Source organism: Streptomyces aurantiacus, from assembly GCF_001418335.1.
Lineage (GTDB): Bacteria > Actinomycetota > Actinomycetes > Streptomycetales > Streptomycetaceae > Streptomyces > Streptomyces aurantiacus.
In genome coordinates this window covers 107,332-129,383 of the sequence record NZ_LIPP01000036.1, presented here as the reverse complement: position 1 = coordinate 129,383, position 22,052 = coordinate 107,332, and the positions used below count along the sequence as shown (strand labels likewise).

The 22,052-nt window shown below is 68.5% G+C and carries 24 protein-coding genes; 13 read left to right on the top strand and 11 right to left on the bottom strand.

Annotation, left to right across the window (positions count from 1 at the left end; translation table 11 throughout):
* Positions 1 to 21 precede the first annotated feature (21 nt).
* Positions 22 to 2,655, bottom strand: a complete 2,634-nt coding sequence (locus tag AOK01_RS06070; RefSeq protein ID WP_055509191.1) for a SpoIIE family protein phosphatase — start codon at positions 2,653 to 2,655, stop codon at positions 22 to 24.
* A 426-nt stretch (positions 2,656 to 3,081) separates the two neighbouring features.
* Between AOK01_RS06070 and AOK01_RS40270 the strand changes: the two genes are divergently transcribed.
* Entirely contained in the window at positions 3,082 to 3,657 is a 576-nt protein-coding gene (locus tag AOK01_RS40270; RefSeq protein WP_245702128.1) for a GNAT family N-acetyltransferase, read from the top strand.
* Positions 3,658 to 3,976: 319 nt separating this feature from the next.
* On the opposite strand, the gene AOK01_RS06055 is transcribed toward AOK01_RS40270, so the two are convergent.
* The 3 genes from AOK01_RS06055 to AOK01_RS06045 all read right to left on the bottom strand — a co-directional run bounded on the left by AOK01_RS06055 (position 3,977) and on the right by AOK01_RS06045 (position 6,425).
* Positions 3,977 to 4,669 carry an SDR family NAD(P)-dependent oxidoreductase gene (locus AOK01_RS06055; protein WP_055509186.1) on the bottom strand — a complete coding sequence of 231 codons (693 nt, stop codon included), beginning with the start codon at positions 4,667 to 4,669 and terminating at the stop codon, positions 3,977 to 3,979.
* Positions 4,670 to 4,821: 152 nt separating this feature from the next.
* Positions 4,822 to 5,655 carry a helix-turn-helix transcriptional regulator gene (locus AOK01_RS06050; RefSeq protein WP_055509184.1) on the bottom strand — a complete coding sequence of 278 codons (834 nt, stop codon included), beginning with the start codon at positions 5,653 to 5,655 and terminating at the stop codon, positions 4,822 to 4,824.
* Positions 5,656 to 5,873: 218 nt separating this feature from the next.
* On the bottom strand, positions 5,874 to 6,425 hold the full coding sequence (locus AOK01_RS06045) for an NUDIX hydrolase (protein ID WP_063792740.1): 552 nt from the start codon (positions 6,423 to 6,425) through the stop codon (positions 5,874 to 5,876).
* 292 nt (positions 6,426 to 6,717) lie between these two features.
* Here AOK01_RS06045 and AOK01_RS06040 point away from each other — a divergent pair, with 292 nt between their 5' ends.
* From AOK01_RS06040 to AOK01_RS43385, 3 genes are all read left to right on the top strand, one after another.
* A complete protein-coding gene (locus AOK01_RS06040) occupies positions 6,718 to 8,256 on the top strand; it encodes a hypothetical protein (RefSeq protein ID WP_055509182.1) in 1,539 nt (512 codons plus the stop codon).
* Between the two features lie 37 nt (positions 8,257 to 8,293).
* Positions 8,294 to 8,812, top strand: coding sequence for a hypothetical protein (locus AOK01_RS06035; protein WP_055509180.1), 519 nt, complete (start codon positions 8,294 to 8,296; stop codon positions 8,810 to 8,812).
* A gap of 224 nt (positions 8,813 to 9,036) precedes the next feature.
* Entirely contained in the window at positions 9,037 to 9,399 is a 363-nt protein-coding gene (locus AOK01_RS43385) for a hypothetical protein (RefSeq protein WP_157871196.1), read from the top strand.
* Between the two features lie 556 nt (positions 9,400 to 9,955).
* On the opposite strand, the gene AOK01_RS06030 is transcribed toward AOK01_RS43385, so the two are convergent.
* Positions 9,956 to 10,324 (bottom strand): MerR family transcriptional regulator, encoded by a 369-nt coding sequence (locus AOK01_RS06030; RefSeq protein ID WP_055509177.1) that lies wholly within the window; start codon positions 10,322 to 10,324, stop codon positions 9,956 to 9,958.
* 56 nt (positions 10,325 to 10,380) lie between these two features.
* Between AOK01_RS06030 and AOK01_RS06025 the strand changes: the two genes are divergently transcribed.
* From AOK01_RS06025 to AOK01_RS46080, 3 genes are all read left to right on the top strand, one after another.
* On the top strand, positions 10,381 to 11,532 hold the full coding sequence (locus tag AOK01_RS06025) for a serine hydrolase domain-containing protein (protein WP_055509217.1): 1,152 nt from the start codon (positions 10,381 to 10,383) through the stop codon (positions 11,530 to 11,532).
* Between the two features lie 281 nt (positions 11,533 to 11,813).
* Positions 11,814 to 12,191, top strand: a complete 378-nt coding sequence (locus tag AOK01_RS06020; protein ID WP_055509175.1) for a DUF4259 domain-containing protein — start codon at positions 11,814 to 11,816, stop codon at positions 12,189 to 12,191.
* Positions 12,192 to 12,295: 104 nt separating this feature from the next.
* Complete coding sequence (locus tag AOK01_RS46080) at positions 12,296 to 12,418, top strand: hypothetical protein (protein WP_281181312.1); 123 nt, start codon at positions 12,296 to 12,298, stop codon at positions 12,416 to 12,418.
* A 58-nt stretch (positions 12,419 to 12,476) separates the two neighbouring features.
* On the opposite strand, the gene AOK01_RS06015 is transcribed toward AOK01_RS46080, so the two are convergent.
* Positions 12,477 to 13,433: an NADP-dependent oxidoreductase gene (locus AOK01_RS06015; RefSeq protein WP_055509173.1), complete on the bottom strand. Its 957-nt coding sequence runs from the start codon at positions 13,431 to 13,433 to the stop codon at positions 12,477 to 12,479.
* A 58-nt stretch (positions 13,434 to 13,491) separates the two neighbouring features.
* Between AOK01_RS06015 and AOK01_RS06010 the strand changes: the two genes are divergently transcribed.
* Entirely contained in the window at positions 13,492 to 14,103 is a 612-nt protein-coding gene (locus AOK01_RS06010) for a TetR/AcrR family transcriptional regulator (protein WP_055509172.1), read from the top strand.
* A gap of 228 nt (positions 14,104 to 14,331) precedes the next feature.
* On the opposite strand, the gene AOK01_RS06005 is transcribed toward AOK01_RS06010, so the two are convergent.
* Both AOK01_RS06005 and AOK01_RS06000 read right to left on the bottom strand, forming a co-directional pair.
* Positions 14,332 to 14,709 carry a PIN domain-containing protein gene (locus tag AOK01_RS06005; RefSeq protein ID WP_157871195.1) on the bottom strand — a complete coding sequence of 126 codons (378 nt, stop codon included), beginning with the start codon at positions 14,707 to 14,709 and terminating at the stop codon, positions 14,332 to 14,334.
* Positions 14,706 to 14,969 (bottom strand): hypothetical protein, encoded by a 264-nt coding sequence (locus AOK01_RS06000; RefSeq protein WP_055509168.1) that lies wholly within the window; start codon positions 14,967 to 14,969, stop codon positions 14,706 to 14,708. The genes AOK01_RS06005 and AOK01_RS06000 overlap by 4 nt, the downstream gene beginning before the upstream one ends.
* Positions 14,970 to 15,730: 761 nt before the next feature.
* On the opposite strand from AOK01_RS06000, the gene AOK01_RS05995 reads away from it, so the two are divergent.
* Positions 15,731 to 16,354 (top strand): RNA polymerase sigma factor, encoded by a 624-nt coding sequence (locus AOK01_RS05995; RefSeq protein WP_055509166.1) that lies wholly within the window; start codon positions 15,731 to 15,733, stop codon positions 16,352 to 16,354.
* 7 nt (positions 16,355 to 16,361) lie between these two features.
* On the top strand, positions 16,362 to 17,078 hold the full coding sequence (locus AOK01_RS05990) for a hypothetical protein (RefSeq protein ID WP_055509164.1): 717 nt from the start codon (positions 16,362 to 16,364) through the stop codon (positions 17,076 to 17,078).
* 175 nt (positions 17,079 to 17,253) lie between these two features.
* Here the strand turns inward: AOK01_RS05990 and AOK01_RS46435 are convergent, their stop codons facing one another.
* On the bottom strand, positions 17,254 to 17,394 hold the full coding sequence (locus AOK01_RS46435; RefSeq protein WP_425424720.1) for a hypothetical protein: 141 nt from the start codon (positions 17,392 to 17,394) through the stop codon (positions 17,254 to 17,256).
* Positions 17,395 to 17,489: 95 nt separating this feature from the next.
* Here AOK01_RS46435 and AOK01_RS05980 point away from each other — a divergent pair, with 95 nt between their 5' ends.
* From AOK01_RS05980 to AOK01_RS05970, 3 genes are all read left to right on the top strand, one after another.
* Positions 17,490 to 18,083: a TetR/AcrR family transcriptional regulator gene (locus AOK01_RS05980; protein WP_055509159.1), complete on the top strand. Its 594-nt coding sequence runs from the start codon at positions 17,490 to 17,492 to the stop codon at positions 18,081 to 18,083.
* 529 nt (positions 18,084 to 18,612) lie between these two features.
* A complete protein-coding gene (locus AOK01_RS05975) occupies positions 18,613 to 19,548 on the top strand; it encodes an aldo/keto reductase (protein WP_055509215.1) in 936 nt (311 codons plus the stop codon).
* Positions 19,549 to 19,571: 23 nt separating this feature from the next.
* On the top strand, positions 19,572 to 19,919 hold the full coding sequence (locus tag AOK01_RS05970; protein WP_055509157.1) for a MerR family transcriptional regulator: 348 nt from the start codon (positions 19,572 to 19,574) through the stop codon (positions 19,917 to 19,919).
* Between the two features lie 414 nt (positions 19,920 to 20,333).
* Here the strand turns inward: AOK01_RS05970 and AOK01_RS05965 are convergent, their stop codons facing one another.
* Positions 20,334 to 20,993: an NADPH-dependent F420 reductase gene (locus AOK01_RS05965; RefSeq protein WP_055509213.1), complete on the bottom strand. Its 660-nt coding sequence runs from the start codon at positions 20,991 to 20,993 to the stop codon at positions 20,334 to 20,336.
* A 94-nt stretch (positions 20,994 to 21,087) separates the two neighbouring features.
* Positions 21,088 to 22,023 (bottom strand): SDR family oxidoreductase, encoded by a 936-nt coding sequence (locus AOK01_RS05960; protein ID WP_055509155.1) that lies wholly within the window; start codon positions 22,021 to 22,023, stop codon positions 21,088 to 21,090.
* Between the last annotated feature and the right edge of the window lie 29 nt (positions 22,024 to 22,052).

Here is a 22,052-nt window from a genome sequence, read left to right as displayed (position 1 = left end):
CCGGGACGATGAGGACGGCGATCAGTCGGATGCCGCTGCGGGCGGCGGTGCGGGACGGACGGCGAGGACTGCGATGTCGTCTGCGCTGTCGGCCCCCAGGCCGATCAGCAGTTCGTCGCAGAACGTCTCAAGAGGTTCGCGTGCCAGCGCTGCCGCGTGCAGGCTCAACCGGTCCAGTCCGCGGTCGAGGGGCTCGTCGCGCCGCTCGATCAGGCCGTCGGTGTACAGCAGCGTGGTCGAGCGGGCCGGCAGCGCGGTGTTCGCTGTCCGGCGGGGCATCGCGGGATCCAGGCCCAGAAGCAGGCCCGACCCCTCCTCCAGGTAGCGGGTGTCGCCCTCCCAGGTGGTCAGCAGGGGCGGCAGATGACCTGCGGAGGAGTGCGTCAGCTCCCAGGGACCCTGTGCGGGTCCCTTGACGATGCCGTAGAGACAGGTGGCGGTGGCCTCCCGGTACAGGCTGTGATTGGCCAGGTCCAGGCGGCGCAGCACCGTCTCAGGCGGCTCCTGGCGGTCCACGGCGATGCCACGGAGCATGCTGCGCAGCTGGCTCATGGCGATGGCCGCGTCGAGGTTGTGCCCGGTGACGTCGCCGATGACCACGGCGGTGTCACCGCTGGGCAGCACGAAGCTGTCGTACCAGTCGCCGCCGACCTGCGCGGTGGCGGAGGAAGCGGCGTAGCGGGCGGCCAGCTGCAGGTTCTCGACCTCCGGCAGCACGGGCAGCAGGGAGCGTTGGAGGCGTTCGGCGATGTTGCGGCTCTGCTGGTACAGGCGGGCGTTGTCCACGCCCAGGGCCAGACTGCGCACCAGGTCGCCGACCAGGGACACGTCCTGCTGTGTGAACGGCCTCCGTTCGGCCGTACGGGTCACCGTCAGGGCGCCGAAGATCTCGCCGCGGGCGCTCAGGGGCGCGACGACGGAGCTGCCCGCGCCGAGTCCGCGGAACAGTTCCAGGTAGTCGGCGTCCAGCGCGCTGCCGGTCTGGCCCGCCGGCGGCGCGTCGGTGAGCAACAGTGGTCCCGCGCCGCGCAGGGCCCGGGCCAGAGGTCCGCGGGAAGTCTCTGAGACCGCAGGGAATCTGCCCTCGTACGCCGCGGGGTGCAGCCCCGGGGCGGCGCGGTGGACGACGCAGACCCTGTCCACCTGGGCGTCCTCGGTGAACAGGTCCACCACGTACCAGTCGGCCAGCCGTTGCGTCAGGAGCCTGCCGACCGAGCGCAGCCCTTCCCTGAGATCCAGGCTGTTGTTCAGTGCGGCTCCCGTGTCGGCGAGCAGGGCGAGCCTTTCCAGTGCGTTCATGCCTGCCTGGGCGCTGCTCGTGCTCCGGGGAAGTTCCGGGGCGGGCGTACTCGTGTCCTCGGACAGCGGCGCCGCCCTGTCGGCAGAGCCCGGCATGAGGAACGTCGTCGCGCGGGGAGCCAGCCGGGCGACAAAGACGGTACGGCCGTCGGCCATCTCCTGGGTCTCGATGTACAGCCGCACCGGAACCACATGACCGTCGCGGTGCAGCGCCGGAAGCGGGACGGAGCGGCCCACGATGCGGGCCCGTCCGGTGAGCAGCAGTGAGGTGAACGCCGCACTGTGGCGCCGGCGCAGGTGCTCGGGGATGAGCGTGGTGAGCCGCCGTCCCACGAGATCGTCCGGTTGCCAGCCGAGCAGGTCCGCAGCGGGTTTGTTCACCGCGATGATGCGGTTCCCCTCGTCGGCGGCGATGGTCGGGAACCTGCCGGCCCGTACGTGGCTGACGTCCCAGGGCATCAGCTCCGAGGTGCGCACGTCCGGCTCGTGGGCCACCACGGTCCAGGCCGTGGGGTGGTCGCCGGCGAGCTGGCCCAGGATCTGGTCGAACATCCAGTTCTGGAAGGCGCGGCCGCGCGGCAGGGCAGGCAGGGTGAGCAGGCGTTCCTTACGCGCCGCCTCTTCGGCCACGTCGAGCACCTGGCGCAGGACGCGCACCGCCGCTGCGGCGTCGGCCGGCATCGGCAGCCGCAGGGAGCGGAGCGGCGCTTCGGAGAGCGGTTCCGCCGACGCGTCCGCCATACCGGCACTGAGTACGTGTTCGATGTCGTTGGCGGTGGCCAGGTCCTCGGGGCGGACTCCCGGCTCACCGCCGGTGGACACGGCGAGCGTCAGTTCGCGCAGCACCGTGTGCCGGTGCTGGCGGCTCGCCGAGCACAGGGCGCTCGGCACGTCGACGAGTGTCACCGTGCTCGCGGAGCTGCCGCGTGGCACGGCCGTCTCCCATCCGGATGAGGGCGGCGGCCGGCGGTCCGTCCACAGCTCGAACCACACGGTCTTGCGCCGGTCGCCGGCCTCCACCCCGTAACGCGACGCCATGTGCTCCACCAGGGCCAGGCCGTGCCCCGTACCGGCGTGCGGGGGGCCGTACTGCGGTACGGGTCCGCGGTCCGGCCGGTCGTCGCTGACCTGTACATGGATCCGGCCGTCGTGTACCCGCACCGACACCTCGGCCTCGGTGCGCGCATGCAGCACCGCATTGGTCACCAGTTCGCCGGCCAGGAGCTGGGCGGTGTCGGCCGGCTCGGCCGGGATGTCTTGCAGCACGTCCCGCACCAGCCTTCGGGCCGCCGCCGCGCTGGCCGGCGCCTGGGGGAACCTCCGTGACACAGTCTCCGGCCGGTCGACGTCGCACATACCACCAGTGTGGCCTCGGGGTGCCCGCCGCGCGTCCCGGCGAGGGCGGCCGGTGGGCGGCCCGGCCCGTTCGAAGGCGCGGGGTGGGGCCGGGGTGATGGGCCTGGCCCTGTTCTGCTGACGATCCTGAGGGCCGTCCGACCGGCACCGCCTTCACGCCGCCTCCCGCCCGGCCCGGCTTCCCTCCCGGCCCGGCTTCGTGGGCAGCAGGCACGGTCTTACGTTGGTGATCAGCGGAAAGCCGCGCCTGCACGGGTATCCGACACCCGTCACGAACTGCCCACCACCGCCGAATTGGGAAATCGGGTTCACACCTCCGGCTCCGGCGCCAGCCGTGAGAACGCGGAGCCCTTCCGGGGCTCTGCCTGATAGCATTCTCCAATTGTTTATCTGCGATGAGCTCGATGACCGAAGGGCCGAAACGTGATGACCAGCTCTCCTTCTCTGGATATCGAAATCCTGCCGCCGGAAGCCAGTTCGGACACAGTCCTGATGGCGCAAATAGCAGAGTTGGTGAATCGGGTCTACGCGGCATCTGAAGACGGACAGTGGCTTCCGGGCGCAACGCGGACAACTGCGAGCGAGATCGCGGAATTCACCCGCGCCAGGGAGATCATCGTGGCAAGTATCAGTGGAGTCCTCGTTGGGTCCATTCGTGTGCAACTCCTGACCCCAGAGAGAGGGGAATCGGGAATGCTGGTTTCCGACCCCGACCGCCGGAACATGGGGATCGGTCGCGAGCTGCGACGCTTCACCATAGATATGCTCCGAGAGCAAGGTGTCAAGACCCTTCAGATCGAGCTCCTGGTTCCTCGCGACTGGGACCAGGCCTCTAAACAGTTCATGGCGGAATGGAACGAAAGGTCGGGCTACCAAGTGGTCCGTAAGGGAGCCTTTGAGGAGCAGTATCCTGACCTCGCGCCTCTGCTGGCCACTCCATGTGATTTCATCATTTACGAGAAGGACATACAGAATCTCCGAACCCAACGATCGGCGGGTTAGCAAGCACGCAATCTGCGGAGCGGTTGCCGGTTCCGGGGGCGTGCGGCTGGTCGGGATCATCGTGGTGCCTAAGACCGACCGGTAAATGGATCACTTGAGGCGGCGGCCGGTGGGTCGGCCATCCCATCGGTAGTGGCTGCGTGCCTGCCGGATCAGCATGCGAAGCGTGACGAGGGTAGCGGCGAGTTCGAGGTGAAGGTAAAGGTGGAGGTAGAAGTCCACGACCCTGCCGTTTCTCTCGGTGCAGCGCCGAAGAGAGAGCACGAGCATGAGGCACACGCGGGGCGGCGGGTCGACCGACCCTGGGTTCAGGGCAGGTTCACCATGGCAGGTTTCCGGATCGGTCGATGAACTGTCCCGTCGGCCCGTCCGGGCCGATCGTCGCAAGGGTCACGATGGGTTCGGCGCCATCGGCGACGCTGTGTCCGAGGCCGCCGGTGAAGTCGGTCGCGGTCTGCCCGGGGTCGGCGGCGTTGACCTTCACGTTTTTCAGTTCCTTGGCGTACTGGGTCGTGAGCATCGTGACCGCGGCTTTCGATGCGGAGTACAGGGGCAGGGCGTACTGCGACTCGACCCGCGCCGGGTCCTGGGTCATGCCGAAGGAGCCCATTCCGCTGGACACGTTGACGATGACGGGGTTCGACGACTCGCGCAGCAGCGGGAGGAACGCGTGCGTGACGCGCACGATCCCCACCACGTTCACGTCGAGGACGGTGCTCACGTCGGCCGCGGTGTACTCCTCGACGGGACCGACCCGGCCGAGGACGCCGGCGTTGTTGACCAGGACGTCGATCGATCCCTCATGCGCGGCGACATCCGCGGCCGCGGCCTGGACCGAGGCGTCGTCGGTCACGTCGATCTGAACGAACCGGGCACCGAGCGACTCGGCCGCGGCCCGGCCGCGCTCACGGTCGCGGGCACCGAGGAGGACGGTGTGCCCCGCCTCGACGAGGCGACGAGCGGTAGCAAAACCGAGAGACTTGTTGGCCCCGGTGATGAACGTGGTGGTCATGCTGGCTCCTCCTGGTCCGAACAGCACGGTCGTACGCTGTTCACGCACTCCATGCTGGGTCCGCGGGAGGGTTGGCGGGAGCTACGGAACTTCCTGGTACCGCGCGTACCACCCAACAGCCTGGTCCACCGCACGAGGCAGAACGCGGGCCCTCATCCCTGAGGAGACATCTTCTGGACCCCAACGGCCGCAAGGAATTCGAGTTTGCTGCGGGCGTCGGTGCCTGGCTGCGGCGTGTACACCACGAGGCGGAGGTTCGTTCCCTCGGTGTTCAGGATGTCGGAGTTCATGGCGATGTCTCCGACGTCCGGGTGCTGGACGAGTTTGTGCGCACTCTGGTGACCGCCCACCGCTCGACGGCTCCACAACTCGCAGAACCGTGGGCTGAGGTTCAGCCTCGATACCAACGCCGCGAGGTCGGGATCGTCGGGGTACCGGCTCGTCGTCGCGCGCAGGTCGGCGACAAGGGACTCCTCGAACGCCGCCCGCTCGGCCGCCGTCTGCCGGACCCGGGGCAGTTCACCCAGGAACTGCCAGAGCAGGACGTTGCGGTCTCCCGCACCGCGGACCGTGGGATCGCCGAACGTGGCCGCGAACAGCGGATTCCAGTGCAGCAACTGCCAGGTGGCGTCGTAGATCGCCAGCGGGTTGCCGACGAGCTGGTCCACGATCCGGTACAGGCTCCCCGGGATCATTCGCGGAACCCGGCTCGGATCCGCTGCGTGCCCGGCCATGCGCAGAAGGTGAGCATGCTCGTCGTCGGACAGGTGCAGGGCGCGAGCCAGAGCCGAGCAGACCTGCGCCGAGGGTGTCGCCACCCGCCCCTGCTCCAGCCGGACCACGTACTCGACCGAGATGCCGGCCAGCGTCGCCAGCTCCGCGCGTCGCAGACCGGGGACCCGACGAGGTGAGCCGTGTGCAAACCCCACCGCCGCGGGGTCCAGCCGGTCCCGCCACGCCCGCAGCGCGGCACCGAGTTGATCCATGCACACCATTCTCCCGCACACTCCGCCCCGCTGGGTGACACGCGCGGTACCAGGCAGTCCCGTAGCTCCCGCCAACCCTCCCGGGGCCCGGCATGGAGTGCGTGAACAGCGAGCGAGACGGCAGCGCGGGCACAGCCGTCCTTGGCCATCACTGAGCATAGAGACTCCATGATCACGCAGACCCGTGCCTGCGCTGCTTCCTCCCCCACACCCGATGCCTATTGCCGCTCGTTCTCAACCTGCTCACTTGCGATATGGAGTGCTTCTTCGTGGCCCTCAGCTTGGTTCCGTGTGAGCGCGGCCAGGTATGCATCGAGGGGCTGGACGCGTCCTGGGAGGGGCTCGTGGAAGTCCCACCAGCAGATGGCCGAGATCTCGTCATTGGCACGGAAGCTGCGTGGACTTGTGGTCCGGCCGGTGAACAGCGCCGCGTATTCGGCGCGCTCGGCAGGCTCGGCGGGCTTCAGCACGAAGCCCGCGTAGCCCGTGAACCGCAACGGACTGTCGGACCGCTGGTCGGCCTCTTCCAGCAGCTCGCGTACGGCTGCCTGACGAGGAGTCTCCCCAGGTTCAATCACTCCTCCGGGCAGTTCCCAGGACTGCCGGAACCGGTCGAAGACCATGAGGACCTTGCCGCCGTGCCAGAGAGCGACCAGGGAAGCGGGCATCGGCGCGTCCGTGGGAGCCACGCCTTCTGCGCCGCGGTCGAAAACGGCCAAGACATTGCCCCGGTCGTCGACAACCAGCGGCTTGGCCGCGCGATCAATCACTCCAAGATGCTTTCCCGCCCCGCCTTCAGCCAAGCTTCGAGGACGACGCAGACCTGATCAGCCGTTTGTGCGCGGTCGAGTTCGTCGGGCGTGCCCCGCCAGAGCCGGGGCGGCACTTTCAAGCGATGGCCTCAAGGGTGCGGCGACGGTCGGCGCGTCTCGCCCCGGTGCGCCACCTGCGTCAACTCGCCCCACTGACCGGATCCTTCCTTGCGATCACATGCCACCCCGAGTTGTCTGACTGATTGGCATGTCCGCCGCAGAATTGCGTGAGCAAAGAAGGAGGAGCACGTTGAAAACTCCGCACCGCACGTCCGTACGCCGCTGGTTACCCGTCGGGACCGTCCTCGCCCTTGCGCTCACCGCCCTGCCCGGGGTGGGCGCCGCCGCGGCGGACCGGCCCGCGGCACCGGCCCCTGCGGCCCAGCCCGGGGACATCGTGAGCCCGGACGTCCTCGCCGGGAACGCCCCCGTCCCCCGGCCCGTCAGACTGTCCACGGCGGACGGCGACAAGGCAGCCGGGACCGACTCCTGTTCGCCCGCCGCGCTGGACGCCGCGGCGGCGAAGGCGAAGCCGGTCGACGCGGCGACGGCCGCAAAGATGGGCGTACCCGCGGGCGGCAGAGCCGTCACCTGTCTGCGTACCGGCGACATCCCGGCAGCCGGCCGCGCCGCCCGCGACGCGGCGATCGCCGAGGCCAGGCGCCAGGCCCCCGACACGCTCCAGGCGCCCCGGGACGCGACCGCCACCCTGCGCGACGACGACCCGCAGACCAAGGAAGTCCTCCCGATCCCCGACTGGTGCTACGACCATGTCGGCGGCGGCTGGTGGGGGTTCCGCACCTCGATGTGCCAGATCACCGACGTCGCCGTCTACATCTGGTACGTCACCCCCAGCGGTCAGCGTGTCCACGTCGGCACCGCCCTGGCGCTGGAGTACGCCTACGCCTTCACCAGCGACCTCATCGACCGGTTCGCCTTCCAGGTGACCGTGCGCAAGTACTGGGGCGAACGGATCGGCGCCTCGGGTGCCGCCACCATCACCGGCGCCGCGTACTGCACCGGGGACTGCAAGCCGGACGGTGGCTCCGGGAGCCTCAGGCCCGGACAGTTCCGCGACGGCGTCGACAACGAGGGCGACTCCTACTGGCTGTCCACCCGCAGCGAGCCCGGCGGGATCGGCTACCCCGACCCCGAGTGGGAGTGGAACGTGCAGTATCTCTTCACCCTGCCGTCGACCACCCGCTCGGTCAGCCCGCCCAGCATCCGCTGCGACAACGCCTTCGAGGACGACGGGAACAACTCCGGCGACCCCGAGACGCCCGGCATCCAGCAGCCGACGATCGGCGCGGGATGCGTGTTCCTCGGGATCGTGCCTGTCATGGAGTACTCCAAAACCGGCTTCTATCCGACGCTCGCCCAGCACATCGAGGCGGCCCAGCAGTCGGGGCTGCCCGGCGCCTATCCCAACGGCGTGGTGCTGACCCGGCTCCAGGACGCGGCGAAGAAGAGGGCCAACGGGGACAGGGCCTGCCCGCGCGGCTGGGTCCGGCCCACCGGCAAGTCGTGCGACGAGTATCCCTTCCGCTCCACCTACCAGGGCGCCGCGCAGACGACCGGCACCGGCCGCACCTTCGCGCCGCCGACCGTGGCCTGGTGCGAGATGGATCCGGCCTGGGGGCTGCCGACCGGGGTGACCGGTCCTGACGGCTGGTCGTCCTGCATGATCGACAGGAACGACAACTCGCAGGGCGGGGCGGCTCTTGGCAGCTTCTACCGGTCCAACCGGGTACTGGACCTGGACCCGTTCTTCGTCCACATCACTCCCTGAACCCTCTGAACCCCCTGAACCCTTACTGGAGGGCCCGGTGCCGACCACTCTGCTGTGGGTGGAGTACAACAGGTTCACCCTCGTCGGCCCGGACGCGGTCACCGGCACCGAGGAACTGCCGTACGGCAACGGCCTCGTGGCCGCGACCGCCGATCCGCCCGGCGGAGCGGTGATCCTCACCGGGCTCGCGGACGGCCAGGTGCGGGTGACGGCGCGGTTGCTGCCGTCCGCACCGGCCGTCCCCCTCGACAACTGGCAGGACGCTGCGATCGTCGCCCTGCGCTGGCCGGGCGGCCCGATGCGCCTGCTCGGCGCGGACGTGGTCCCGCCGTCCGCACTAGCCTTCGCCCCTGACCAGCCACCCGGTGTCTACGGGCTGTTGGTCGCGGGCCGGCACCGCGACGACGGGGAGACACGGGGTACCGAGGACCCGGTGGAGGAGTACCTGATCCGCCTGTGGCCTTCGGCGTCCGCCGAACCCGCCCGGCTGCTCAAGGCGACCAGCGAGACCGGCGCGTACTGGCGGCAGGTGGAGCCGGGACGACGGACTCCTTGACACGGCATCACGGACTGAAGGCCCGCGCTCCGAAAGCGCGGGCCCTTCCTCTGACAGCGACCCGGACGCCGCGACCCGCTTGCTGCTGCCCCCGGAGCGCCCCTACCTTGCCGCGGACGAACTGCTGTCCAACCTGCGTCCGTGACCGGGCACTCCACCGAACGGCCGACTGCCAACCACGGGCTACACGGCAGCGCAGGCGGGCAGGATCGGAGAGCAGTCTCATGGACGTCACTGCTCCAAACATGCTTGAAGGCAAGGGCCGTCAGGGCGCAGGCGGCAGCTTCCGCCTCCACCCAACCTTGTCCGCCAATTCAAATATTCTCTTCTCGCATACTTCTCGTAAAGATTTCGACGTCCCGGGAAAGCGAAAGAAGCATGCACCAGCTGCTGCCACGGAGAGGCCCAGCGAGATAAAAAACGCACCGTCCGATCCCAAGCCGAGGGACAAAGAAATAAAAAATGTTGAGATACTCACACCTATGAAGAGCAACCAGTCGACGAGACCAAGAACAACAACACCAACAGCAGCCAATATCTTCACGCCCATCACCCTCAATAATAAAAAACACCGTTCGGCGAGTTGATCGAGGAGGAGTCTTGTGTCCCCATAGCCGATGCTCCGGATCGTGGCGCCGATGTGCACGTGTCGTGTCAAGATTTGCCAGCAAAATTCCCATCGCCCAAGGACCGGACCCACGGTGAGGGTTGACACCGTCGGGCCGGTCCCAACTGGGAGACCGCCCGGAGGAATAATGGCCCCGCCACTTCCACGGGAAATGCGTCCGAATGGTTCACTGAGCTCTTTCAGCGTGGGCACTGATCGGGGGACGCTGGTGGTGTGCGCAACGCACGAGGCTCCCACGCCGTTGAGGGAGGTGTTCGAACTCTCAGCCCAAAGGCACAGGAGCCGCGCGTTGTTCCGTGGATGCTGCCGCTGCACCGGCAGCAGGCCGTTGCGCTGGTCGGCGCGGAAGCTCCGCTGCAGCACCAACCGCATCACCGGCGTGGCGAAGGCCGTCCTCGTCCTTCACCACAGACCAGCGCAAGGTGGGAAAAGGCTCCTGGTTCCGCAGCTCTTTCGCGCGGGATCGCGGTGCGACGTGAGCAGCCGTTGGCGCGGTCATCGCAGCTCGCGGCGGATCAGCCCGAGCGCTTTTGGAGTTCGGTGAGGTAGTCGGCGACTGCGTCGCGGTTGCGGGCCAGGACGTCGATGCGCTCGGTCAGCCTGTCACGCTCGCGTTCGAGCGCCGTCACCGTCTCGGGAAGGACGCCTTCGAAGACGATCGGGTCGCGCGGTGAGTCGAGGCAGGGCAGGATCGCGCGGATTACTTGCGTCGACAGACCGGCGCCCAGCAGTTCGCGGATCTGCTGGACGCGGCCCAGGGTCGCTTCGCTGTAGTCACGGTAGTTGTTGGGCCCACGGGCCGAGGTGATCAAGCCCTTCGCCTCGTAGAACCGCACCTGTCGCGGAGACGCACCCGCTTGAGCGGCCAGCTCGCCAATACGCACATCACCACGCTACCCCCTTGACCTTGACACCAGGGTCAAGGTTTGACGCTGTGGGCATGAGCGAACTGAACGGAACCGTCAGCTCATTGTTCGAACCCGTCCGCGACGCCGTGGAGGACCAGCTGCGCAGCGGCGCGGAGGTGGGCCTGTCGCTGGTCGTGGATGTCGACGGCCGGCAGGTGGTGAACCTGTGGGGCGGCCATCGCGATGCGGCACGCACACAGCCCTGGCAGCGCGACACGATCACCAACGTGTGGTCGATCACGAAGACCGTGACCAGTCTGGCCGCCTTGCTGCTCGTCGATGCCGGCGAACTGGACCTCTACGCGCCAGTCGCCCGTTACTGGCCCGAGTTCGCCGCACACGGCAAGGGACACGTCGAGGTGCGGCATCTGCTGTCGCACACCTCGGGTGTGTCCGGTCTGGATCACCCCGCGCGGCTGGAGGACCTGTACGACGTACGCGCGACGGCTGCCCGGATGGCCTCTCAGACACCCTGGTGGGAGCCCGGCTCGGCCTCCGGCTACCACGTCCTGAACTACGGCCACCTGATCGGCGAGCTGGTGCACCGCCTGACCGGTCTGTCGCTGCGCGACTTCGTGCACCAGCACCTCGCCCGGCCGCTCGCCGCCGACTTCCAGATCGGGCTGCGTGACGCCGACCTCGAACGCGTCGCCGACGTCATCGCGCCGACACCCGACTTCGATCCCTCGGCACTCGGTCACGACACCGTCGCGTACAAGACCTTCACCGGCCCCTCGTTCAGCGCAGCCGCAGCCAACACCCCGGCCTGGCGCGCTGCCGACCTCGGCGCGGCCAACGGCCACGGCAACGCCCTCTCGGTGGCCGAGATCCTCGCCCCCATCGCCCGCGCCGGCGCCGCCGCCCACGGTCAGCTCCTCAAACCCGACACCATCGGCCTCATCTTCGACGAGCAGTCCAGCGGCGCGGACCTCGTCAACGGATTGCATCTGAGGTGGGGCATCGGGTACGCACTGCCCGACCGGCGCACCCTGTCCTGGATCCCCGACGGCCGCATCGCGTTCTGGGGCGGCTGGGGCGGCTCGATGGCGATCATGGACCTCGACCGGAGCATGACCATCTCCTACGTCATGAACAAAATGGGGGCCGACATCCTGGGCTCGCAACGGGCCGCGGCCTACACCACCGCCATCTACCGTGCCCTCGGTGCCGGCAACCCGTCCTGACCCTGTTCGGCCACGACAACGTCTCCGTCGTCGGGCCACCAGCCTGACCGAGCAGCACCGTCACCGGTCTCGACATCACCATTCTCGAAGCCCCCGAATCGCAGGCCGTGCTGCCCACCGGTTCCCGGGACGACCGGCACACCACACCCGCCCAACGAACGCAGGCACAGGACCCTGACCCTGACCCTGCTCCGAGAAGATCCGCCGCAGCTGTGTGCCCAAGTTGTCGGTACGCACTGCTATAGCTGTTGCGTACCGACCCACCGAGCGAAGGAGGCCCCGTGGGCAGCTGGGGCACTGGCAACTTCGAGAACGACACGGCCGCCGACCATCTGTCGATCCTCACGGACCGGCTCATCACCGAGGTCGCGGACGCGATGGCCGGCGACCCCGTCGGTATCGAACCCGACGAGTACTGGGGAGTCGCGGTGCCGGCCAACCTGGAGCTGCTGAGCCTCCTGGCGCGGCAGGGCTACGTGGGGGCGTCGCTGCCCGAGGCCGAAGTGGTCCAGGGGTGGAAGAGGACATACATGGCGGTGTGGGAGGGCTACATAGACAAGTTGGATCCCTCATCGGGCTACAAGGACGAGCGACGCACAGTCCTGATCCGTACGTTCGACGAGCTGACCGAGCTCAGGAAGAAGGAGGACTCGGACTGATCTCGCCCCGGCGGGCACTCACAGGGTGTGTGCAGACAAATCGGCAAGGCCCGTGCCGATCCGCAGAGCGACGATCATCATGGGCTCGGCATCGAGGGACGCACGTGTCGGCGATCGCGCGGTTGGTCGCCGTGGACAAGGACACCGTCCACGGCGTCATCCACGCCTGCAACGAGAAGGGTCTGTCACCCCGGCCCCTGAGTGGGCGGGAGGCCGTCCCCGCCTGATCAGTGACGACGACATCGCGCTCATCGTCGCGACAGCCTTGATCCAGAGGTCGATGATCTAGAGGTCGACGACGACCTTGCCTTGTACATGCCTGCCGGCCTGGAGCGCGGCCGCACGGCGGATCTGCTCGACCGGGAAGCTCGCCGCGACAGGCACCCGGAGCCGGGACGCCGCGACCAGGCGGGCGATCTCTTCGAGGGCGCCGGGAGCCGCGTTCGCGCCGTTGGCCGCCGACACGCCGTCGACCTGCGCGGCGATGGTGCAGATGCGACTGTCCGGGACGCCGAGTTCCCTTGCGACGTGCGCTGTCTCCGCCCCGTGCAGGTCGATGGCGGCGGTGACGCCGCCGGGAGCGAGGGCTCGGACCCGGTCGGCCAGGCCGTCACCGTAGGCGACCGGCTCGGCTCCGAGATCGCGCAGATAACCGGCCGATGACGGCGAACCTGTCCCGATCACGCGCGCTCCCGCGATCCGGGCCAGCTGGACGGCGAACACCCCGACCCCGCCCCCGGCGCCGCCGATCAGCACGGTGTCGTCCGGGCCGGGGTCGACCGTGGCGAGGGCGACGGATGCCGTGCGGCCGGCGATCGTGAGGGTGGCGGCGGTGCGGTCGTCGACGCCGTCGGGCGTGTGATGAGCCTCGTTCGCCGCCGTCTCCCCGGACGCGTCGACCACCACGAAGTCGGCTACCGCGCGGGACAGGGCACCTCCGAACACCCGGTCGCCGGGTGCGAAGCCGCTCACCCCGTCACCGACCTCGTCAACCACTCCCGCGTAGTCGGTTCCGAACCCGACGGGCAGGGTCAGGCCGAACCGGGCGGCAGTGTCCGCGTCGGAGGTCATGAACCAGTCCATCGGGTTCAGACCGGCCGCGGTGACCCGCACCCGAACCTGCCCCGGGCCGGCGTGCGGAGCGGGAACCTCGCGGACGTCCAGGACTTCGGGGCCGCCGAATGAGTCGAGCCGGACCGCCCTGTTCCGGCCCGTGGGCGGCTGATTGCTCTGCGTCTTCATGTGCGCCTGTCTCCTTGGGGCCGAGGGAGCCCATCGAAACGGACTACGATCCGTTTGCATGGATGACCGTAACATAAACGGAACGCGATCCGTTTCGACTGAGGCGGAGATCCGCGCGCCACGGGCAGACGCGGCCCGCAACCGCGACCAGTTGCTCGCGGTGGCGACCCGCGTGTTCATGTCTGCCGACGCCGAGCCGTCGATGCGCGCGATCGCCCGCGAGGCCGGGGTCGGAATCGCCACGCTCTACCGGCACTTCCCCACCCGCGAGTCGCTGGTCGACGCGGTCTACCAAGACCAGGTCGTCCGGCTGACGACCGGTGCCCACGAGCTACTCGGCCAGCTGCCCCCGGCTGCGGCGATGCGGCGCTGGATGGACTCGTTCGGGGACTGGATCGCGACCAAGAACGGCATGCTCGACACGCTGCTCGCAATGATCGAATCGGGCGAGATCACCCATGCACAGACCCGGACCGAGCTACTGACCGCCATCACCACGATTCTCGACGCCGGCCGCGCGGCAGGCGACCTCCGCTCCGACGTCACCGCCGAGGACATCGCCGCCTCCCTCATCGGTATCTTCACCGTGGCCCCCCGGCCCGAGCGCGAGGCCACGGCCAGCCGCCTGCTGAACCTCCTGATGGACGGCCTCCGGCCCACCGCCCGCTGAACCGCCTTGAATCGGCCTTGTTGCGGGCCACCCAGGCACGGATCGTCTGGCCGCCGTGGGCGGAGAGGTTGTGCAGGGCTATATGGATCGGTGCTCCGTCCGGGCGGGCGGCGCGGATCGGCTTCAACGCGGCCAGGGTGTTCGCGGCGGACTCCGTCGAACCGGTGGATCACGTCCCGGATCGCGTTTTCGTCGCCTTGCACCAATTGGGCGATCGCCGCGACCGTGTCAGGAGCTCATGGGGTTCAGGGGGCTGACGCCGGTCCCTGCGTACAAGTCGGTGTCCAGGGACAGCAGGGCGGCATCGTCGCCTGTCTGGCGTGCCACGATGAGGGCGGCTGCCGGGTGCAGGATCCGCCAGTCGGCCTGCCGCCAGCTCCCGGCGACCAGGGCGTGGGCATGGGTGAAGTCGGCGACCGTCGTGAAGCGCCGCCCGAGGATGTCCGCCCCGGCACCCGGCTTGTCCCTGTCGGCCACCGTGGCCGACAGGGCAGGGATCACGATCTCCGCATGGCCGTAACTGGCCTCCACATAGAGGCCGTTGAGGAAGTCGTCGCCTTCGGCGAGCGCACGGATACAGGTGTGGTCGAGCAGAACGCGCATCACGCGGCGTGGTGCTCCTGTCCGAGGTGCTGCAGGAAGGAACGTGCCCGGGCGCGGGCGCCGTCGGACACGGTGACGCCGGTGGCCTGCCGCACTTCTTCCAGCGCCTGCTCAACGCGCTGCTGCTTCTCCGTCTCGGTCAGCTCACGCGCGACCAGATCCGCCAGGAGATCGTTCATGGTGGTCCCGCGCTCACCGGCCAGAGTCCGCAGACGATCGCGCACCTCTCGCGTGGTCTTGATGCTGGTGTCCTGATCTCCCATACCGTCACTCTACCAGCAGTAGAACGAGAATCCGGCGCAACGGCCATCGCCCACCCGGCGGCGGACGAGGTGGCATCGCCACACCGCCGCCATCAACCACGGCGCCCGCTCGGGATCGACGTCAACCCCGTCCAACGCGAGCCCGGCAGGACAGCGAGTGGATGTCGGTCGCAAGGCGGCTCGCCGTGGGCTCTTCCCAATTTTTCCGGGTGCAGATGCTCGCCAGAACCACGAATTAGTGTGATCCGAGTCACTTATGCAATTGATTATGCAATTTCATGTTTGCGCAAAGTGTGCCTGGATTTCTTCGGTTACGCCAAAGAAGCAGTTCAGTTGGGGTGGCGGAACGGGCGCCCAGGGTGGCGCACCTTGGCGGTACGTAGAAGCAAAGTGCGCCAGTCCTGCGAGTAAAGAGGAAGTTACCTTCCGTTAGAAAGTTCTGTTCGTGGACCTGCACGGTTGCCTCCCTTCGTGGGCTTATCTGTTCCCCAGAGCAACGGTGCTCTAGGTTCCTGCCCGCCCGCTGGGGAGGAGTGGTCACGGAACCGACTGAAACAAAGGGAAATAGCCACTGTGGACTGCAACGTAGTCGGCCTCGTGCTGGCCTTTGCCGCCGCGGCGCGATCCTTCGCGCCCGACGTGTGGTTCTTGGTGCGGCGTCTGCTCGGCGCCGGCGTACGGATCGGAGCCTCCGCTCTCATCGAAAAGCAGCCCCCGGCCTCGACGTCGGCTGCACCCCCACTGGATGAGGGAGGTCACCGATGAGTGAGCAGCAGCCCGAACCTGCTCAGGACACCGTGCACAGCAGCCTCGGTGTAATGCCCGCGGACTTCTGGAACTTCCATGCCCGATACCACCGGGCCTACCTGGAATACAGCCGCATCCATCTCGGCAGCATCGACGACGCCGGCCACCTGGTCGACACCACCTTCCTCTACCTGGCCACCATCTGGTCCCGGCTGCAGAACATCCCCAACCCTCGCGGGTACGCCTGGGCATTGTTCAAAGAGCGGGTGCATGGCGAACTCGCTGCTCGGGGTCGTCAGCCGGACACCACCGAGACCCTCGCCTTCGCCCGCGCCATACACGCGGCAACGGAGCCCTTGCTGACCTCCTTCCGTGCCTCCTTCCAGGCGGAACACGACCCCGAGATCGCCGAGCTCGAAGAAGGTCTGGGGCTCTACCACCACATGTCCCGCCTCAGCGAACGGCAGTTCGATGTCCTGGTGCTGCGCGACGCACTCGGCTTCAGCACCAAGGACACCTCACTGATCATGGGCACCTGCGAGGCCACCGTGCGGTCCATCCGCCGCACGGCCAAACAGCGCCTTGCCGCTGCCATGGGATACCGCACCCGCCCCATGCCCGAGACAGATACGGAGTGACCCCTCCATGAGCCGCACCCCGCGCAGCATCGACGGAGTCCTGCGCCGTGCCCGCGTCTTCCAAGGCGACTACACCGTCACCGACCTGGAAGAAGCCCGGCACCGTCTCGCCCGCCACCTGCACGACCTGCGCTGGGTGCAGCACCTGACCACGCCCGATCCCCTTCCCGTCTCGCGCCGTTCTCACAGCCGGCCAGCCGCGCTCCACGAACGTGCCGACGGCGACCTCCGACTGCTGAGCCGCGGCACCATCCGCCACCATGGCGCCGCCCTGTGCATCACCGCCTTCGACACCACCCGTGATCCTGACGGAGCCCTCCCCTTCGCCTGCCTGCTCTACCTCGCCGACCAGACAGAAGGAGCACGGTTCTGGTGGCACTACGCCGCCGGCTCAGGCAATGTCACCGCCGCCCTGTGCCTGCACCTGCTCCATCTGCACCATGGGGAACACCGCGACGCCGAACACTGGGCCACCCAGATCCACGACCTCAACGCACTGGCATGGGGCAGCTACACGCCGGTGCCGCACCATGCGGCCCCCGCCGATACCCCGACCGGACCCAGCGTCCGCTACACACTGCCCGGCCCTGTCCGCCCTCTGTCCAAGCACGCTCTCAAGAACGCCATCGCCGTCCTGCACACGGCACACGACCAAGACCTGGGCCCTGTCCCCCAGCCGCCATCGGTGCTCGCCGACCACTGGCAGGAACTCGTCACCACTTGAGGTTTCGCAGGACCTTTATCTCCAGTCCGGGTTCGGCCACCGGCGCCGCCGTCGGGCCAGGTCTGCGCGTTCGGCGCCGGTGACCTCCAAGTCAGGAGGCGTCCGACCCGTAGGCGTCACTTCACTCCTGCGTCGCCGCCGTCCGTGGCCACCCGCCGTCGGCTGCGCGGTCGCGCTATGCGCCGTATCCACCGTCGATCCTCAACACTGCGCCGGTGACGTAGGAGGCCTGCGGTACGGCAGGCCGGAGGACAACGCCTGCGGCGATCTCCTCCGGCCTGCCGTACCGCCCCATCGCCGTTGTCGGAAGAAACATGGACGCGGCCGGGCTGTCGGCGGGGTTCATCTCGGTGTCGACGAACCCGGGCCGTATGGTGGACCGGACGGTCAAGAATCCGTATCCTGGTTCTCATGGCACGTCCACGAGCGTTCGACGAGAAGCAGGTGCTGAACGCCATCCGCGATCAGTTCTGGACCGCCGGTTACGCCGCGACCTCGCTGGAAGACCTGATGCGGGTCAGCGGGCTGGGCAAAGGCAGCCTGTATGCGGCGTTCGGCGACAAGCGTCAGCTCTTCCTCCGGGCGCTGCGCAGCTACACCGACGACAGCCATGGCCATCTTCGGAAGGCCCTCGCCGAGACTCCACGGGCCCTGGACGCACTACGCATGCTCCTTGAGGCACCGATCGGCGACCCGGCCGGCGCGCGGCGTGGCTGCCTGATGGCCAACAGCACCTGCGAACTCGGCAACGCCGATCCGGAAGTCCTCGCCCACGCCCACCGCACCTACGAGACGTCCACCGCGCTGATCGGTGACTGCGTCGTCCGCGCGCAGCGCGAGGGCGACCTGTCGGCCGGAGCGGATCCGATCGCACTGGCGCGGGCCCTCCTGGCTGCGCAGCAGGGGATCGTGTTCATGGGCCGGACCGGGCTGGACGCGGCCACACTCACCGCCACGGCACGATCACTCGCGGCTCAACTCCTGCCGGACCACTCCGGCGACTGAACCGACAGGTGCCTACGGACCGTTCGCGCTGTCTGTCAGACGCTCGCGCACCGCGCTGTCCGGGCCGGTGCCGACCCGGCCGTCTGCCGTGCACGGCGACCGCTGGGCAAGAGACACCTTCGTGCCACTCTGGAACGCTGGTGCTCGTCGCCGCCTGTGGCACCTCGGCCTCCTCAGCGTACGGAGACAGCCCCGGGGTAGCACGGTCAGCAGCGATCCGTGCTTTTCGACGGTATGTCGCAATGCCTGCTCCGAACAGGGCACTTGACCGCGAGTTGGGTGCCGGTTGAGCGAAGCCGAGGGCGATCCGGTCACCGACTCCGGCGCTCCGTCGGCCACCTGAGCTGCACGGCGCCCTGTCCGGCAGCCCTGCGCGGCCTGTTTGGCAGGCCGCCTCTCAGAATCACCACGGAGCGTCGTTACGCGTGTCCTTCGCACACGACGCCGGGCGCTTCCGGACTCGTGCCCACGGCCGTATGCCACAACCGCTCTTGACCTGGAGCGCGCTCCAGATTCGAGGATGGGCGGCATGAACACCACAGGCCCCCAGATCATCCTCGGAACCATGGACTTCGGCACCCGCGTAGACCCCGACCGGGCCTTCGCGATCCTCGACTCCTTCGTCGCCGGCGGCGGCGTCTGGCTCGACACCGCGAACTGCTACTCCTTCTGGAACGACCCTCGTGGTCTGGGCGGCGCCAGCGAGCGCGTCATCGGCGCGTGGCTCAAGGCCCGCCCGGGCGCGCGCGACTCGGTACGGATCGCGACGAAGGTCCGCCACAACCCGCTCGTCCCGCACTCGCCGGAAACCGCCGAAGGACTCTCGGCACGCGCCATTCACGCCGGCGTGGAGGAGAGCCTGGGACGTCTCGGAGTCGACCACATCGATGTCCTCTGGGCCCACGCCGAGCACCGCGCCGTGCCGCTGGAGGAAACGGTCGGCGCCTTCGGCGAGTTGGTCGCGAAGGGAACGGCCCTGCGGGTCGGCGCAGCGAACCATGCCGCCTGGCGTGTCGAGCGCGCCAGGTCGCTCGCGCGGGAGCGGAGCCTGGAACCGTGGACGTACCTTCAACTGCGCCACTCACTCGTCCAGCCGCGCCCGCTCACTCCCATCGCGGAGAGCGGTCACCGCATGCTCACCGACGAGGATCTGGACCTCGCGCGGTCGGAGGGGCTCGCTGTGTGGTCGTACAGCTCGCTGATGTGGGGTTCCTACGTGCGCCCGGACAAACCGCTTCCGTCAACCTATGATCATCCTGGGACCACTCGGGTGCTCGCGGTCCTGGACGATGTCGCCGAGGAATTCTCTGCCACGAGGAACCAGGTCGTCCTCGCCTCGCTGATGCGGCAGGGCATCGACCCCATCGTCGGCGCGAGCCGCGTGGAGCAGGTCGGGGAGGCACTCGCCGCACGCCGTGTGCGGCTCGGTGACGAGCACCTGGCGCGCTTCGCCGAAGCCCGCTAGCGGCGGTCACAAAAGGAGCCTCCATGACCACCCTCACCCCGGCGGCGGCTTCCGACCGCACGGGCGTCTCCATCGACACCCTGCGGTACTACGAGCGTGAAGGGCTCATCGGCCCGGTCCGGCGCTCCGTAGGTGGGCGCAGGCAGTACACCGAGGACGACGTCTTCTGGATCGGTCTGGTCACGTGCTTCCGCGACGCCGGCCTCGGCATCGCGGACCTGAGGGGGTTCGTCGCCATCCTGCGCGCCGAGCATCCTCCGCAGGAGCGGGTCGCCTTCCTGCGCGAGCGCCGTGCCGCCCTGGAGCAGCGGGTGGCAGCGCTGGGCCGGGCCATGCAGGTTCTCGACGAGAAGATCACCTACTACAGCTGAAGGCCGGGAGCCCCGCGTTCGTGGTCCGCCGGGGGTTGGCCTGGGGAACATTGGAATGTTCGGGATGAAGCCGAAACGACTCGCAGACCGCCGCGACTGAGCGTCATGTTCTCGCTCAGCGACGGCTCATGAGGTCGTGTCACGCTGCGTTGGCTTTCGCGGAGGTCGGTCGTTCCGCGGCACGACCGAGGCACTCACCGCGCGGTTGCCGCAGGCCATCGGGTTCCACCCTGGGCGCCCAGGACTCTCTCTTCCAATGCCTCTGCGACCCACGGAGGAGGGCACCCCCATAGCGACGCCGGCCCCGTCACTCGGCTACACCTCGGAGAGTGCCCTCAGCAACGCCTTCGGCGCTTTCCACCGGACGGGGCCACGACACGGCCGGACCACACCGCGGCCCGCGCCACCTTGCGGTTACCGCGTTGCGGTGGCCAGTGCCGCGCGGATGGTGTCCTCGTCGGCCGGCCGGCCCTTCTCGTTCGAGTACGGCCCGTACGGGGTTCCCCACACCGGCGTGCCCGTCGCCTGCCGCCAGCTGTCGGCCAGCGGTCCCGCGTCCACGACGCTGTACCCGATGGACTCGATGAATTCGGTCGCCGCCGCCTTCGTCTGCGCGGAGTCCCCGGCGATCGGCAGGTAGGAGCGGTCGGGCGCCCCCGCCGGGCGGGCGAGTGACAGCAGGTGCTTGAAGAAGATGTTGTTGAACGCTTTTACGACCCCGGCGTCCGGGATGTATCGCAGCAGCAGTTCGCTTGAGGTGAGCGACTGGCTGTCGAGCTCGGGGATGTGCCCGTCACGCTCGGGGCCGTAGTTGCACGTGTCGATGACCGTCTTCCCGGCCAGTGGCACGGCGGGCACGTGGGGGAACGCCTTCACCGGCACCGTGACCACGACGATGTCACCGGCCGCCGCGGCCTCCCCACTCGTCGCCGCGGACGCCTGCGGCCCCAGTTCCGCGACCGTGTCCGCGAGCGTTTCGGGACCACGCGAGTTGCTGAGCACGACCTGGTGCCCGGCCTCGATGGCGAGCCGCGCGATGGTGACGCCGATGTTGCCGCTTCCGATGAATCCCACAGTCGTCATATTCTCAGTGTCCCTCTAGAAGAGTCGAACCCTTGTCATTTGCCATTTGTCATTTGCCGGGCTCGTTGCGTTCAGGTACCTGCCGTCAGCCGGCGGGGAAATAATGGCCGTTGTCCAAATCGGCGAGCAGGCCGGGCTGAGCGGGTTCCCAGCCGAGGGTTCGGCGCGTGATGTGGTTGGACGCCGGGTAGCTCTGCGTGACTATGTTCGCGAGGAACCCGAAGTGCCCCGGCACCATCAGGACGTCCGCGGGAATGCTTACGGCAGGCAGGCCCAGACGGCTGCCGATTGCCTCGGCGATCTCGCGGAGCGGAATGGCCCCGTCGCCCACCGCGTGCCAGTACTTGCCGGCCGGCCCCTTCTCCAGCGCCAAGCGGAACAAAGAGGCGACATCGCGGGCGTGTACGGCGTTCCACAGGTTCGTGCCGTCTCCGGGGTAGCCGACGACGCCCTTCTCCTTCGCGAGCGCGATCAGCGTGGGGAGGAAGCCGTAACGGTCGGTCGTGCTGTGCGCGATGTTGGCGATCCGTACGACCGAAGACCGCACCCCCTGCTCGGCGAGGCCGATTACGGCGGTTTCCACGACGTTACGAACCCGCAGGGTGCCCTTGTGCTCGTCGCCGCCGGGAAGGGCCAGGTCCTCCTCGGTGGCCGGCCGGCCCAGGTACCCTGGCGAGCCAATGCTCCCCGCCGCGACCAGCGGCTTTCCGGTTCCCGCGAGTGCCTCGCCGTACGCGAGCATGATCGGGAGCTCCGCGGCGGCCACGGCGTCGAGCCCGCCGGAGGGAAGCAGGTCCTGTCGGTGCGCGACGTGGATGACGCCGTCGGAGTCCGCGGCCGCCTCCTTGAGCCCGTCGAGATCCTCAAGGTCGCCGCGACGCACCTTCGCGCCGAGCGCGGACACCGCCGCCGCGGCCGTGTCCGACCGCGCCAGGCCGGTGACCTCGTGCCCGGCGGCGATGAGCTCGGGAATGATGTACGAACCGGAATGGCCGGTCCCACCAGCGACGAAAACGCGCATCTTACTGTCCTTGTGAGGTAGGTGGAGGG